General features: G+C 66.5%; 10 protein-coding genes. 6 read left to right on the top strand and 4 right to left on the bottom strand.

Annotation, left to right across the window (positions count from 1 at the left end):
- The first annotated feature begins 14 nt into the window (after positions 1-14).
- Both AC07NB_RS03330 and AC07NB_RS03325 read left to right on the top strand, forming a co-directional pair.
- The gene (locus AC07NB_RS03330) at positions 15-1,208 is read left to right on the top strand and encodes an SGNH/GDSL hydrolase family protein (RefSeq protein WP_494570909.1); all 1,194 of its coding nucleotides are present in this window, start codon (positions 15-17) and stop codon (positions 1,206-1,208) included.
- Positions 1,209-1,216: 8 nt separating this feature from the next.
- On the top strand, positions 1,217-2,317 hold the full coding sequence (locus AC07NB_RS03325; RefSeq protein WP_494570908.1) for a sugar kinase: 1,101 nt from the start codon (positions 1,217-1,219) through the stop codon (positions 2,315-2,317).
- Between the two features lie 184 nt (positions 2,318-2,501).
- Here AC07NB_RS03325 and AC07NB_RS03320 read toward each other — a convergent pair whose 3' ends face one another.
- Together AC07NB_RS03320 and AC07NB_RS03315 are read right to left on the bottom strand one after the other, a co-directional pair.
- On the bottom strand, positions 2,502-2,732 hold the full coding sequence (locus AC07NB_RS03320) for a hypothetical protein (RefSeq protein ID WP_494570907.1): 231 nt from the start codon (positions 2,730-2,732) through the stop codon (positions 2,502-2,504).
- Between the two features lie 251 nt (positions 2,733-2,983).
- Positions 2,984-3,316, bottom strand: a complete 333-nt coding sequence (locus AC07NB_RS03315) for a hypothetical protein (protein WP_494570906.1) — start codon at positions 3,314-3,316, stop codon at positions 2,984-2,986.
- 125 nt (positions 3,317-3,441) lie between these two features.
- Here AC07NB_RS03315 and AC07NB_RS03310 point away from each other — a divergent pair, with 125 nt between their 5' ends.
- The 4 genes from AC07NB_RS03310 (at position 3,442) to AC07NB_RS03295 (ending at position 7,582) form a co-directional block, all read left to right on the top strand.
- A complete protein-coding gene (locus AC07NB_RS03310; RefSeq protein ID WP_494570905.1) occupies positions 3,442-5,130 on the top strand; it encodes a Mu transposase C-terminal domain-containing protein in 1,689 nt (562 codons plus the stop codon).
- Positions 5,127-6,056 (top strand): TniB family NTP-binding protein, encoded by a 930-nt coding sequence (locus AC07NB_RS03305; RefSeq protein WP_494570904.1) that lies wholly within the window; start codon positions 5,127-5,129, stop codon positions 6,054-6,056. Before AC07NB_RS03310 ends, AC07NB_RS03305 begins: the two co-directional genes overlap by 4 nt.
- Positions 6,057-6,282: 226 nt before the next feature.
- Entirely contained in the window at positions 6,283-7,152 is an 870-nt protein-coding gene (locus AC07NB_RS03300) for a hypothetical protein (RefSeq protein ID WP_494570903.1), read from the top strand.
- A gap of 52 nt (positions 7,153-7,204) precedes the next feature.
- The gene (locus tag AC07NB_RS03295; protein WP_494572557.1) at positions 7,205-7,582 is read left to right on the top strand and encodes a hypothetical protein; all 378 of its coding nucleotides are present in this window, start codon (positions 7,205-7,207) and stop codon (positions 7,580-7,582) included.
- A 156-nt stretch (positions 7,583-7,738) separates the two neighbouring features.
- Here AC07NB_RS03295 and AC07NB_RS03290 read toward each other — a convergent pair whose 3' ends face one another.
- A complete protein-coding gene (locus AC07NB_RS03290) occupies positions 7,739-11,824 on the bottom strand; it encodes a DEAD/DEAH box helicase (protein WP_494570901.1) in 4,086 nt (1,361 codons plus the stop codon).
- Positions 11,825-11,972: 148 nt separating this feature from the next.
- The gene (locus AC07NB_RS03285; RefSeq protein ID WP_494570900.1) at positions 11,973-14,042 is read right to left on the bottom strand and encodes a hypothetical protein; all 2,070 of its coding nucleotides are present in this window, start codon (positions 14,040-14,042) and stop codon (positions 11,973-11,975) included.
- Positions 14,043-14,291 lie beyond the last annotated feature (249 nt).

The raw sequence follows: 14,291 nt of genomic DNA, 5'->3' as shown, positions 1-14,291 counted from the left end.
GAGGGGTGCTGACGATGCGTGGTATGATGACGGCCGTGGCGTGCGCCGCCGCCCTGGTCCTTGCGGCCGGCCCCGTCCGAGCCCTGGCCGCTTCCGGCGAGCCGGTCTGGGTCGCGGCCTGGACCGCTTCGGCGGCCCCGGACCGCAAGGATGGAACGCCCGAGGCGCCGGTGCTGTTCAACGCACAGACCGTGCGTCAGGATATGCGGATGGGGACTTCGGCGACCGCCCTGCGGTTCCGTGTCACCAACGAATTGGGCGTCGCCCCCCTGCACCTCGACGACCTGTCCGCGCGCCTGACGAACAGGCAAGGCGCCGTCGTGCCCGTCACCTTCGGCGGCCGAAGCGAGGTGGTCATCCCGGTCGGGGCGGCCTGGATCAGCGATCCGGTCGCGCTGACGGTGCCGGCGTTCGGCGACGTATCACTGAGCATCCACTTCCCGGAGGCGACCCAGCCGGCCGTGCGTCGCACGCCGGTGCGGATCGTCGAGGGGCGTGGCGACGTGCCGGACAGCGCCCGCGTCGTCCGCCGTCAGAACGTCATCTCAGCCGTCTACGCCCAGCGTGACAGCGCCCCGACCGTGGTGGTCGCCCTGGGCGATTCCATCACCGAGGGGGCGACGGCGACGCTGGACGCGCACCGGGAGTGGACCAGCCTTCTGGCGCGCCGCTTCGAGGCGACCTGCCCGGGCCAAATCGTCGTGCTGAACCAGGGCATCAGCGGCAATAGGCTGATGGACCACGGCCGCAGCCATTCCGCCCTCGCGCGGTTGGACCGTGACGTCATGGCCCTGCCGCAGGTCGACTATGTGATCCTGCTCGAGGGCATCAACGACATCCGTCACAACGGCGATCCGGCCCGCCCGGGACGAAACGCGGCGGACATGATCCTCGGCTACCGTCAGGTGGTCAGTCGGTTGCATGACCGGAATATCCGCGTCATGGGCGGCACCTTGACGCCCTTCGAGGGCTCTGAGCGCTATGAGCCTGTGTCCGAGGGCACGCGGCAGGCGCTGAACCGCTTCATCCGCGAGGACGGGGTGTTCGACGGGGTGATCGACTTCGACGCCGCTGTCCGCGACCCGGCCAAACCGGAGGGCTTCCGCGAAGGAGCCAGCCGCGACGACCGCCTGCATCCAAGCGATGAAGGGTATCGCCTGATGGCCGAGAGCATCGATCTGGCCCTGTTCGGCTGCCGCCCGGCATGAATGATCCGATGACCGGCTGGGCGGTCCCGGCCGCCGAAGGCCGGGCCTGGGACTGTGTCGCTCTGGGCGAAGTCATGCTGCGCCTCGATCCCGGCGAGGACCGGGTGCGTAGCGCCCGTGCCTTCAACGTCTGGGAAGGCGGCGGCGAGTACAACGTCGCGCGCGGCCTGAGCCGCACCTTCCGCCGTCCGACCGCGGTGCTGACAGCCCTGCCGCGCAACGAACTGGGCGTGTTGACCGAGTCCCTGATCGCCTCGGCGCGGGTCGATGTCCGTCATGTCCTGTGGCGCGAGTGGGACGGCATCGGGCGGAACACCCGTATGGGACTGAACTTCACCGAGCGGGGGTTCGGCGTCCGGGCGCCCTTGGGCGTGTCGGACCGGGCCAACTCCGCCGCCTCGGCCCTGACGCCCGAGGATTTCGACTGGGACGCCCTGTTCGGCTCCGGCGGCGCGCGTTGGCTCCACACCGGCGGCATCTTCGCGGCTCTGTCGGAGAGCACGGCGCGCACCGCCGTCGCGGCGGTGAAGGCGGCGCGTCGGCATGGGGTGCCGGTCTCCTACGACCTGAACCATCGCGCCAGCCTGTGGAACAGCCATCCCGATCCATCGGCGGCGCGCGAGGTGAACCGCTGCATCATCGCCGAGGCCGACCTGCTGTTCGGCGATGACCATGGACTGCGCGCCTGTCTGGGGCTGACCGACGATTGGGCCGGTCGCCGCGGCTGGCCGACGGATCCCGCGCCCCCGGCTAGGGCGGCCACTCTGGCCTTCGGCATGTTCCCGAACCTGAAGGGCGTCGCCTATACGCTGCGCGATCCGCGCAGCGCTTCGGCGAACAGCTGGCAGGGCGTCTTCCATGACCGGATCGATCGGCACGTCTCGGTGCTGCGATCCGATCTGGAAATCCTAGATCGGGTGGGCGGCGGCGACGCCTTCGCCTCGGGCGTCATCCACGCCCTGCTGAACGGCGAGGACGGACGGCGCGCCGCCGAACTCGGTGCAGCCCACGGCGCCCTGGCCATGACCACGCCCGGCGACAACGCCAATGTCGGTGAGGACGAGGTCGAGGCCCTGGTCCGCGGCGACAAGGCCGCCGCCCGGCGCTGAGCGGAGGCGGAGAGGTTCGGAGCAAGAGGCCCGAAGCCATCCGGCGCGCCCGAACGGCCGGCGTTGGTCACGGGCCGGCCGAGTCCTTCCAGCTCCGCCTGGAGCCGGACCGGAAGGGCCGCCCCCGGGGCGCAGGCCGTAGCCGGCGGTCAGGGAGTCGCCGAGCAGGGTCAGCCGGGACGGCTCAAGCGGCCAGGGTTCGCAGCTCAAGCGGCTCCGAGCAGAAGCCAAAGGCGGGATTGGCCAGCACCGAGACCGCGCGTTCGCCGTCATAAAGGGCGATGGTCTCGAACGCCGGCCAGAGCTCGGCCAGCCGGGCGAGTTCCGCGTGCGCCGCCTCGTCGTCCGCCGCGCCGAGAGCCGCGATCTCGCGGACCGGCGCGCCTGGCAGGTTGACGATGCAGTAGTAGGACATCACGCCACTCTCTTTCACGACGGCGCCGGAAACGGCGGACCCCGTCCAAGGTTCCCTGCCGAGTGAAAGCGGGCAGGGGGACAACGGGCACGGGTCGCACGCCGCCGACAGCGCCAAGGGCTCCGCCCCCTCGCGCCAGTCAGGGCGAAGCGGCTGCGCCGTCGGGCCGGCGGGTCCAACGGGCCCTAGCTATCCTGGTCTCGCCGACGGGGAGGGTTTCAGGCGCGGTTCGCGTGCCTGAATCCATGTAGTCATAAAGCGCCGACGGCCGTAAGCGGCTCAGGTCGCCCGCTCACGGGGCAGGCGGTCAGCATGTTGAAGGCGTCGATCGAGATGGTCATCTCCCGGCGGAGCCAGGTAGTGAAAGCGCGCTCCGCGGCGCTCTGAACCTGGCGGCGGCCGGACCGGTACAGGCGATAGGCGGCGTTCAGTGGTCGGGCCTCGCCGCCGCACCGGCGCAGGCGGCCGTCGGCAAGGAAGGGTTCGGCCAGTGTAACCAGCCCTGTTTGATTCCCGCGTTTGTCACGGTTGATTGCCGACCCTAGCCTCGCAAAACCCGCGCAAAATTTCTGCTGAATCCACAATTGCTCCTCGACGCCTGATCCAGAATTACTACCGTCTGGGCCAAAGTAGCATTTCTGAATTCCCTGCCGTCTAGTGCGAGGCTGCATTAGGGCGTTTGGTCATTGGCGATAGGAATCGCCGATCAATGCCATCTGGACCCAGAGATCATGAGGAGTGGCTAAGGCAACGGTTCTACGTTGCTCGGCGCATCGCTGCCGGCGAGTTCGGTGGCTTCGCTCTTTCAACGAGCGTGCTCAAGGCGACGCTGCAGGTCTCCCTGAAGACCCATCAAGGCGACATCAGGCGCGCCAAGATATTTGAGACATTCGAACAATGGCGGCCCGCAAAGACAGGCCCCAAGCCCGGAACTCGAACGTCCACTCGGGTAGCCCGCGTCATCGAAGAATGGGCCTATCAACGCGCGGGCGAAAAGCGGAACGATCGGAAGCTCAGCCGTGACCTTGCTTCTCATTTCGAGCTCCTAGGCCTGTCAGCCAGTGAGCAGCCCTCGGAGTCGACGATCACGCGGGCCCTCATCGGGATATACGAGCGCGATCCGGCGCATTTCGCCGCCCAGCGCCACGGAAGGCAGGGGCGGCGGCTCCACATGTTGCAGAAGGGATCGCTGGAGGCGGAGCGTCCACTCCAGTACGTGGTCATCGATCACACGCCCGGTGACGCCCGATGCTTCAGCATCGAGGGGAAGGAGGTGATCATCAGACCGACGCTGACCACGGCGAGCGACGTGTTCACGGGCGTCTACCTGGCGGGCTTCCTTTCGAGATTTCCGCCCAGCCGACAGACCGTGGCCTTGGCCATGGCGATGATCACGACCGACAAAACCAGCATGCTGCGCAGCTATCTCGTCCCCGGAGAGTGGGAGTGCGCGGGAGTTCCTGAGTGCATCATGGTGGACGGCGCAGCGGAGTTTGCGAATGATACCTTCAAATGGTCGTGCGACCGGTACTCCATCGATCTTGAGATCGGGCTGCCGGGGCTTCCTGAAGCCCGGTCAAGGCACGAGCGATCTTTCCGGACGCTGAACTCCGACATCCATGAATGGCCAGGCGCCACGCTCAGCAATCCGCAAGAGCTGAAAGCCCATGGCGGCGAGCGGCCCGTTGAACTGTCATTCGAGGAAGCGCAACGCCGCTTGTTGCTGGCGATCATGGAATTCAACAACGAAACCTTTTCCGGCATGGAGCCGCCGCGCATCTTCAAGTGGCGCCAGTACGTCAAGGCGCACCCCGCACGCCGCTTCGAAACCCTCGATCAGCGCACGACCTTCATAGACTTCCTGCCGCACAAGTTCGCCAAGCTTCAGGCTAGCGGGATTCAGTTTGAAAACTGCTGGTTCAGATCCGGGGATCTTGCGAAACCTCTGTTCGAAAATACCAAGCAAGTCCGTTTTCATTGGGATCCCCGCGACACGACCGAGATCTACGTCTCGATCGCCGATGGTCCCTATCTAACGATCCCGAGGGCGACGCGGCGGCATGCGCCGCGGGATTTGTACGAGCTGCGCTTGTACAACAAGGGGCTTCGCGAGAAAGCCAACGAGGCCAAGGACTCCCTGCTGCTGGCGCAAATCCGGGCCGCCAAGAAGGCTGACGTGTCCGGGTACCTTCGCCACATGAGCGATGATTTCGCCCCCGAACGGCTGCGCCTTCCGCCGCCTGCCCCTACCTCCACCCTGGACCTGTCAGGCTTCGCTCCCAAGCGGCTTGACGTCGACCCGCCTGTTCGGGTGAACGAGCCGCCTCCCGCGCCGGGGCTTGGTGATCGGCCGCCCGCCGGATTGGACGTTCCCGAGTTTCCGACGAGGCTGAAATGACTGCGATCGACCTGGAGTCGTTCGGACACCTGATCCCTGAAGCAGCGCGCCTAGTGAATGCTTCCGAAGCGACGCGGTTCGCCTTCATCGGACGCGACAAGGTGATCGAGACCCCGGCCTTCCAACAGGTTCAGCAATACGGGGAAGAACTGTACGCCCACGCACAGATTCAGCGGCCCCCGAATGGTTTGATCACCGGGCCATCCGGCATCGGCAAGACTCATGCGGTCGAGGCCCTCCTCGACCGCCATCCGCCCCGCCGCCACAAAGCCAGCGGTGAACTGCGGGTGCCGATCCTGATGCTGGAATATCCCCCGGAGCCGAGCAAGCGCTGGTTCGCTACCGCGATCGCCGAGGGGCTGGGCTACACGATGCCCTTGCCCCGCCAGAGCTGTGACATCTACGCTTTGCTGTTGCGGCGCATGGACCTGGCCCGGACTCGCCTCATCATCTGCGAAGAAGTTGGGCAGATCGACGACTGGGGCCGAGAGCACGTTCTTTATTTCTACGGGCTGACCCGGTGGCTTTCCAATCAGACCAAGATCCCGATCATCTACACCGGTACTGATCAGGCCGCCGACCTGATCGACGGCGATGTGCAGCTCAAACGACGCTTCGAACGGCTGCGACTTGATCCGTGGGAGGCCGACGCGAGCTTCGGAGGCTTCATCAAAGCCTATCTGCGAACGCTGCCGCTACGCCACGAAACCGTCGTCGACCTCAGCCTGATCGACCGTGTACATGAAGCGGGGGAGGGGATCACCGACACCGTCGTAAAAATCCTCAACCGGGCGGCCAAGCGCGCCATTCAGACCGGCGCCGAGCGGATTACCGCCTCCGATATCGTCGCCGACGCCGTGTTGCCCCCAGTCACCACGATCGGGCGGCCTCTCGCGCGGCGCCGCAAGCGCAGGCGGCGGGTTTGAATATTGTATCTCGCCGCCCGCCCGGATTCGGGCGCACTCGACAATGGGGGTCCCATTGAGACCTCGGAGGCGTCGGCCGACGTTCAGCTACGCTCCAGCTCCTGTCGAGGACGAGACCCTGGGATCTTGGGTCCAGCGTGCCGCGTGGGGGCAAGAGACTTGCGGCTCCCGGCTTGCCGGCCCGGGCGACATCGACTGGTTTCCACCCACCGAGATCCTGTCGTTGTTGGCCGAGCGGGGCGAGCAGACCATCGAGACGCTCGGAGCCATGGCTTTGAGTCGACGCTATCCCCTCGCCACACGCCGCGACTTCGCCTTGGCCGAGGGTCTCGTATTTCCGGCCTGCCACGCCTTCTGCCCGCTGTGCGCCGGGCGAGATCTGGATCAGTTCGGTCACGTGATCCTGCGCGCTGGGAACGCCGGGCTGTGGCGGCTGACATGCGCGGAGCACCGTTGCCTGCTCGACAGTGTCGAGGCCGAGTATGAGATCACGCCTCACCGGATGATCACCCAACGGCAATGGCTGGATGGCCGCATCCGCGCGGGACGGCCCGCGTTCCCGGCGCCACCGGTCGCGCTGGCTTTCGAACGCGCAATTGAGCGGGCCGGCAAAGCGTGCAACCCGGGGCCGCTATGGTTGGAGCGCGATCCTCAGCAGTTTCTGGCCGCTGCGGCCTTTCTGACCAACTATGTGCTGATGCTGAGGCGGGCTGGCGGCGGGCGGGCTCCGTCACCTGCTTGGGCCCTATTGGGTGCGCGCATGCCTGGCGTGTTTGGTGAGGGGGTGAGTGTCTGGGACGAGGGTTTGCTGCACCGCCTGCCGACTTGGCTTCGGGTGCGGGCGATGACGGCCTGCGCTCGGCTCTTGCTCAGGCCTCGGGCAGCGGATCGCTTGGGGGAGACTTACTGGTGGACGCCGCCTGGCGCGCAGCGCGATCACTTCGGTTCGGCCTGGACCGCGGCTACAGGCACCTTGGGGCGTGCCTCCCTCGAGATGCTGTGGGAGGCCGCAACAGCGTGGTCGCCGCCGTTGCGGACGGAGGTTCGCAAGGTGGTAGCGCATCGTTTGGCAGCCATCGGTGCGTTCGGACGCTGACACCGATGCGAAATCGCTTGATCGCGGGCGCGGCTCGCTGTCTGATTCGATCATGGCCGCTACCGCCCAACGACCGACCTATATGGAGGAGCGCCGCGTGGCGCTCAGCGTGCGGCTGCCGCGCGAAATGCACAGCCGGATGCGCAAACTGGCGATCGACAGGGATTGCCGGGTCAATGACCTCTATCAGGAAGTCCTGCGGATCTATCTGGTCGAGCGCCTTCCAGGAGAGCCCTTCTTGCAGGCGCCGCCGACTAACGCCGCGCCGGTGACGTTGTGGCTGGAACCGGCGTTCAACGAGCAGCTCAAGGCTGCCTTGGAGAAGCGTTGCCTGACCGCGACCAACATGGTGGTCACCGCGCTGCTTTATCATTTCGGCGAGGGCGATCCGACGTCACCGACTCGAGCGGCTTTCGTCACTGCCGCCTGACACGTCGGCCCGTTCTAACCCGAGAAAGCGCGAGGCCGTACGGGAGTCAGGAGATTTACGGCTACGAGCCAACTCACGCCCGCCGGATAACCGCCTTCAAGCGGTTCTCTGAGGGGGCCTGAGGACGACGAGGCGGACCGCCTACGTGGGGGTGCTCTATTTGCGAACCCGGAACGAACCACTCTTCTGGCTAACGCTTGCTCCATCTTTGAACGGAATATCGCAAGCACTCCGATCGTCCAGGAAGGTTTCAGCGAAGTACTTCAGGAGCCGGGAATCGCGCATTACCTCAAGATCGCCGGGCAGATGGTTGATGACCTCCTGGCTGGCTAGAACGATGAGCTTAGCTCGGGGCCTGGACGCCATGACGTTGAAGCGATTCAGCGACAGCAGGAACTCATCCTCGTCGGCGATCGCGTCCGGATCTCCCAGCGCATAGCTGGCGATGATCACGTCGCGCTGCTGCCCCTGAAAACGCTCGACCGTGTTCACCGCGTCACGGATGAGACTGCGGTCATCGCCGAGCGGCTCGAACAGCGCCTGCAGCTTGGACACCACTAGCGCCTTATGCGCCCGGTGCGGCGTGACCACGCCAACGGCCTTGGTCCAGAAGCTTTCGGCGTCATGCACTCCGGTGCCCAGGGCCTCCGGATCACCGTTCAGGACAGCGCCCAGGCGGTCGCGCAGCATCCACAGCAAGGCCGCCACGGTCTGGGCTTCAAACTCGTTCCACTGACTGCTGCGTCCTTCCGGATAGATAAAGGCGCAGATCGGCTGGTGGGGGTCGAGCAACTGGGCGAACGCCGCGCCGAACGCCAAGCTCGAAGGCCAGTTCGCCGGCGTCGTCGAGGGGAGGGGAGCCTCCAGACGCATGCGCAGATCAGGAAAGCGGGCAACAAGACCCGCCGGGTATCCCGCGAACCGTCCCAGACCGACAATCTCGCGGTTGGACCGGTAGTTTTCCAGCAAGTCCTTCGAGACCACCCCGCGGTAGTCGGCGAGGAAATCGTAGACTGAGCCGACCAGCGTCTCCAGGCCGAGCGGCGCCTGGACCGACTGGATCGGCGGAAGCTGCTTGGGATCGCCGACGACGATCGCCGACCCACCCTGCGCGAGCGGCGCAAGCGCCAGCACCGCGTTGGCCATGTCCATCTGCGAGGCCTCGTCGATCAAGACCACGTCGAAGAGCGCCTGGGCGACACTGCCTTTCAGGCCCGCGAACTTGGTCGCCTGCTGGGGCGGCGCCGACACGATTACCGACATCGTCCCGCCGGATAGAAGGTCATGGAGGTCGCAGATGTCCGGCGAGGCCTTGTCGTTGAGGAGATTGACGCCCGCCGGAAGCCCCGGGGCGTCCGGCTTGGCGTCCGAACGCAGGCGGGCCAGCCGAACCTTGCCGGTCGTCGCCTCCCCCAGCGCGACGATCTGGCTGAAGGTGCGCAAGACGACGTTGTCGGTCGCATCATAGGTGTTGCTCGTCACCAGGATCCGGATGGGTTTGTCGGCGGCGTGCGCTTCCAGAAGCAGGCCGAGCAGGATGGCGCGAAGTGTCTGGGACTTTCCGGTCCCCGGGGGGCCCCAGATGAGGGCGAGGCGGTTTTCCATCGCCTCCCGCCAGGCCTCCCACTGACTGTCGTTGAGTAGAACGCCCAGTCCCTCCAGCGTCGCCCGCGCCGCGGCGGCGTTGCGGCCAGTGGGGGCTAGGGCGGTGTTCCGGGTGTCCCAGAGCACGTCCGCCACGGGCACGTGGGCTGTCGCGGTCTTGGGCGCGGCCTTGCCGATGACATGGGCGGTCGGGGCGCCGGCGCTGATCGCCAGGGGCGGGTTGCCGATCGCCTTGAGGGCGGCCTCAAGCCTGTCGGTCAAGAAGTCCTTGACCTGGTGATCCAGGACAACGTCCCGACGCAGGTCGAGCGTGGACTCGATGCGTCTCAGGAAGGCTTCGACCTCGGGCTTGAATTCGACGGCGACCAGGCGCGCGTCACGATCGATCGCGACCAGCTGAGTCGACGTCAAGGCCCCCGGAGAACCGAAGTCGTTGATCCAGGGCGGCAGATTTTGCGGGAGCGGCACGCCCCCAGTGAAGTCGCTGACGCGCCGCGAGTAGAAGCCCGGTTCGGAGGCCGGAGACAGCGCGCAGAGGAAATCACCCTCCTCGAACTTCGCCTCGCGCGACCCTTCGGCCAGGGTGTAAATCCGCACCCCGGGGCGCAGCATGACGCCCAAGGTCTTGGCCGCGGCCGTCAGCGCCGGTCCCGCCAGCTCCTGCTCCAGCCGCGCGGCCAGATATTTCGCCTCCCGCTCGTGCACGGGCATGGCCAGGGAAATGCCGTGCTCCAGGCTGACAACCTGAGCGTTGAGCTTGGCAAAGGCGTACCAGACCTGCCCGTCGGCGCTCACGCCGCGCAGCGACGCCGGCGGCTTGATGTCCGAAATCTTCGGCGCGCGGCTGCGCAGCTGGCCCTGCAGATCGAGACGCAGGCGCCACATGATCGAATGCAGCGCGCGCAGCTTAGTCGTCACGGTCGAGCGCAGCTGGCCGACCTGCTGGCTCCAGGGGCGGGGCTGGCCCATACGGGTCCAGATTTCGTGTGCCCGCTCCGACGGCACCTGATCGGACAGGGGGTCCTCGAAGATCACCGGAACGCGGAACTCGAACGGCGCACCGCCCGGCTTCGTCGGCGGCGCATAGGTCCGCGCCAACTCCAGCAGAGAATAATAGTGGGGAATGGGCGCGGCCACGAGCGCCTGAATCGCGTTGCGCACGATCGTGATGGGCGCGTTCACCGAGCGCAGCCTTGCGTTCTCGATGATCTCCTCGGGCGGAAACAGCCAAGCCAGCTTCTTCAGGCTGCCGTCGGCCAGGACGTGCTGGAGGTTGCGGCCGATCACTCGCATCATGTGGTCGTAGGTGACGGTGTCCCAGATGTAGATCTGAACCGTCGCATCGGCTTTGGCCTTGGTCGCGTCCGAAAGCGCCCTTTCGACATAGGCCAAGAAGCTCAGCAGCTCGCGGGTCTCACTCTGGACGCTGCGGGTGTCGTTCACGAACACCTGCGCCTCGATCTTTTCCCGCTGGCCGCTGGCGTAGGAGTGGCCGCCGACGCCGAAGGCCAGCGTCAGGCCGCTGCCGAGGTCGAAGTCGGCCGACAGATAGAGATTTAGATCGGCCCAGTTAGGGATGACCGCCGAGGTCCCCGACCCGGCCGGAATCTGGCTGTCGCCGCTGGCCAGAGCCTGGGCGCGGCCCGCCACGACCGTTCTGGTCGCGCGTAGCTTGGGATGGCAGTCGAACGCGGCGTCATCGGCCTGCAGCGGTGCCAGCGATCCGGTCGTGCTGATGTTGCGGTCGACGAGGGCCCGGCGGGCTCCGCGCGGCAGGAAGGCGATGGAGCTGAGATGGCCCTGCGCCCTCGCCAGGGGCATGCAGTGGTCCGGGTTCTCCGGCGTGGTCGCGTTCCACACGTAGCCGAGGTACTCGCATCCACTGCATCCGGTGCTCACGTGCCAGTCGAGATCCTTCCAGGGACGCGAGAGCGCCTCCGGCAACTCGACGACGAAGAAGTGTCTCAGACGCGGCGCAAAGACGTCGATCTCGAGAGTCTCGATGTCCTCATTCAGGGCTATGGCCAGTTCGTCGGCCGTCGCCACGGTCCCGGCCCTTTGCCGCTCCGCCTGGAGGCGGACGATCGCCGCCGCGTCGTGGGAACCTGGCCAAATGGCGGCCTCCGCGACGACGGCGAAGCGGTCGGCATAGCCGTTGTCGGCGAGCCAGCCAGCCAGGGCTAGCGAGTAGTATGTGATCTCGGCGAAATAGGACGCGCTCGGCTCGGCGGTCATCTTGATGTCGATAACCCGCAGGCCGGTCCGGCCATCGGCGTCGTGCACCGAGCCATCGGCCTCGACGACCCGGCCCACATCAGCGGGGGCCAGCACCTGGATCAGGTCGGGGACCAGTTTGGCGAAACCGAGGGACTGGGCAGCGGCCAGGGCGTCGATGCCGATGGCGGTCTGAAAGGTTGGTCCCACCTCAAACGCCGGCCGCACCAGGAACACCCCCGGTTTGGCGGCGGCCATCACATTTCGAAGCTTCTGGTCCTGGAAGTCCGCGCCGGTCACGACGCCGACCACCGACGCCGTGCCGAAGGTCGTCTGCAGGTCCTTCAGCTTGTCCTGCTCCCAGCGCCCGCCCTCCTGCATGAGCGCCGCCATGCCGGTGCGAGCCACCGCCTTGGCCGGCATGCCCTGGGCGTCACGTTCCGGTTGATAGTCCTTGTTTTCAGGCGAAAGGAGAAGTCGCAGCTGTCTCGGGCAATCGGTGCGGAAGTAATTGCTAATCACGCGTTTGCTGAGATATGGCACCGGCAACCCCCCAATACTTGGGGACACCCTAGGGTCGTCGTAGCGCATCCTCAAGCGAGATCGGGTTCGACTCTTTCTGTCTTCGCCCCGGGGCCAAGGCCTTGCCGACCAAGGCGGCCCTGCGCAGCGCCGCCCCGTCGATGGTGTTGAACGGAAGCGGCAATTGGCCATAGCGGTCGAGCCACCGGGCGACCTCGGCATCGACCTCGGCGACGTCCTTGTCGCTCACCCAGAGGAGCGGCGTGGGCCCCGCGCCGTGGCGAAGGACGAATACGGCGTCCCACAAGCCGCGATCACCCTGGGCATGCAGGCCGCTGCCAGCCTCTCCAGGCATGGGAAGGACGCTGGTGATCCGCAGGTCCGTGCGCGCGATCGCCTCGGCGAGCGCCCTCCAGGCGGGCGCGTCGGTATGGCGGAAGGAGAACGCCACGATGCCGTCGGGCTTCAACACGCGAGCGATTTCCGCGAAGGCCTGGCCAAGGCCGTCGGTGTAGCGTTCGACGCTGCCGGCCCGCGATGTGTTGGCCACGAGGCTGTGGGCCAGAATGTCCTGCTGCTCGCGCGCGTCCAGCACGTTGAGACCCTTCAGCCAGGGACCGAAGAAGCGTGCGAGTTCGGAATAGGCGATGTTGTCGAAATAGGGCGGATCGGTCATCACAACGTCGATCGACCCGGTTTCGAGGAAGGCCAGATTGCCCGCCGTGCCCATGTGGATCTGGTTGATTCGCCGCTGGGCTCGCGTCGGCACCTCAACGAAGTCCTTGGCACCGACCGGTTCCTTGGGCCTACGCGCGTAGGCCGCCGCCGCGCTCAGCTTGCGGATCGCGTTCGGAAACGAGCCGCGGCCCGCCCGTTCGATCCAGGGATTGAGTTCGACCGGGCGCTGGATATGGCGGAACGCCCGCAGCGAGAACAGCGGCGTCAGGCGCCGCCAGCCGCCGGCGTAGGACGCCATCATGCAGTTGGTGGTCAGATGGTCGCTGAACGCCATCGCCACCGCGCCGCGCAAGGGTTGGTCCAGACGGGAGATCTCGTTGGCGAGTAGGCCCAGATGCAGCAATTGGCGGTCGTTGAAGAGGTCACGCCAGCGGCGATAGCCATAAGCGCTGAGCCGCTCGTCCGACCAGCCGGTCGTGTCGATCGCGTCGTCGGGGATCAGCACCTCGCCCGCCTGCTCGGCCTCGGCGAGCGCCGCTTGCGCCCGCTCGTAAAGCCGGACGTCCTCGTCGGTGGCCTGGCGGAACGTGCGTTGCGACATGGGGACGACGCGATTGCCTATTCCGGGCGCGATCGTCTCTACGGCAAACAGCCGCCAGCGGGGGGCGCCGCACCGCCGGCCGTGATCGATCAACTGCTCGCCATGCTCGCAGCGCGGGCATTGTGCCCGTCCGCGCAAGACCGCACCATGGTCGCAATCGGTGTGATGTCCGCAGCTGGCGCAGTCGAACGCCGTCGTACGCGCCGGTAGGGTGTGGATCGCGCCGCACGCGGCGCAAAAGGCGTGACGCTTGACGCCGTCATCGGCCAGGACGTGGTTGGGATGGGCGTCGAAGTGGTGGCCACAGCGGCCGCATTCGACGACCTGAACCCAGAAGTGATGCACCGTCTGGTCGTCGCCCTTGCAATGGAACGCCGCCAATCGCGCCCCGACCTTGGCCTTCAACTCGGCCAGGATCGGCCGCAGGTCAGGAAGGTCAGCCGCGGCCAACTCCATCCGGCTGACGGCGCAGGCAACGGGGTCCACGTCGCAGCCGTAGGCCGTCGCCCCCAGGCGCGAGGCTTCGAACACGGACGTGCCGCCGCCAACGAACGGGTCCAGCACCTTCAGACCGCTGAGGTCCGCGCCGCCATAGTACAGCTTGTTGAAGTCGGCCGTCGGCGACGCGGTTACGCCGATAAGCAGGCTGCGGAAAACCGATCCAAGCCGCCGCGCGAACCACTTGTGCGCGGTATAGATCGGGCGTGGCCGGCGTCCCTCCCGGATGGCGAACCCGACCAACTGTCCGATGGGAAGCTGTCCAGCCTCCACCAGGGACCGCCGATAGACCCTGGCGCGTCCCCGCGCCCTCTTCTCGTTCTGCTTAAGGGACGTCGGCATTACTTTCCTCTGGAAGATTCTCCAAGCCGCGTCACTATTTCCAGCCTTTAAAGCGGGGTCGCCTCCTCGTCCACCGGTGAAGCCTGTTCGCCAACAAGTTGCTCGCTCCCTTGGCATGCAAAGACGGTGCTCGACGCGCCGACGCTTGTGCCGGGGCGTGCTCCCACCGCGCCCACTTCCACGGCGAAGACGTCGGCGCCGACGACCATCTCCACACTCAAGCCGCCCCCGGTTGCCCGGCCGCCGAGG

The organism is Brevundimonas sp. GW821-FHT09G01 (genome assembly GCF_059416065.1).
Note: the sequence above shows the minus strand (reverse complement) of the source record. Positions and strands in the feature narration are given on the sequence as shown.

Excerpts from the sequence above, each read along its gene's own strand:
- AC07NB_RS03285 (WP_494570900.1), bottom strand. The coding sequence starts at position 14,042 with ATGCCGACGTCCCTTAAGCAGAACGAGAAGAGGGCGCGGGGACGCGCC.
- AC07NB_RS03310 (WP_494570905.1), top strand. The coding sequence starts at position 3,442 with ATGCCATCTGGACCCAGAGATCATGAGGAGTGGCTAAGGCAACGGTTC.
- AC07NB_RS03320 (WP_494570907.1), bottom strand. The coding sequence starts at position 2,732 with ATGTCCTACTACTGCATCGTCAACCTGCCAGGCGCGCCGGTCCGCGAG.
- AC07NB_RS03330 (WP_494570909.1), top strand. The coding sequence starts at position 15 with ATGCGTGGTATGATGACGGCCGTGGCGTGCGCCGCCGCCCTGGTCCTT.
- AC07NB_RS03295 (WP_494572557.1), top strand. The coding sequence starts at position 7,205 with ATGGCCGCTACCGCCCAACGACCGACCTATATGGAGGAGCGCCGCGTG.
- AC07NB_RS03325 (WP_494570908.1), top strand. The coding sequence starts at position 1,217 with ATGACCGGCTGGGCGGTCCCGGCCGCCGAAGGCCGGGCCTGGGACTGT.
- AC07NB_RS03305 (WP_494570904.1), top strand. The coding sequence starts at position 5,127 with ATGACTGCGATCGACCTGGAGTCGTTCGGACACCTGATCCCTGAAGCA.
- AC07NB_RS03290 (WP_494570901.1), bottom strand. The coding sequence starts at position 11,824 with ATGCCGGCCAAGGCGGTGGCTCGCACCGGCATGGCGGCGCTCATGCAG.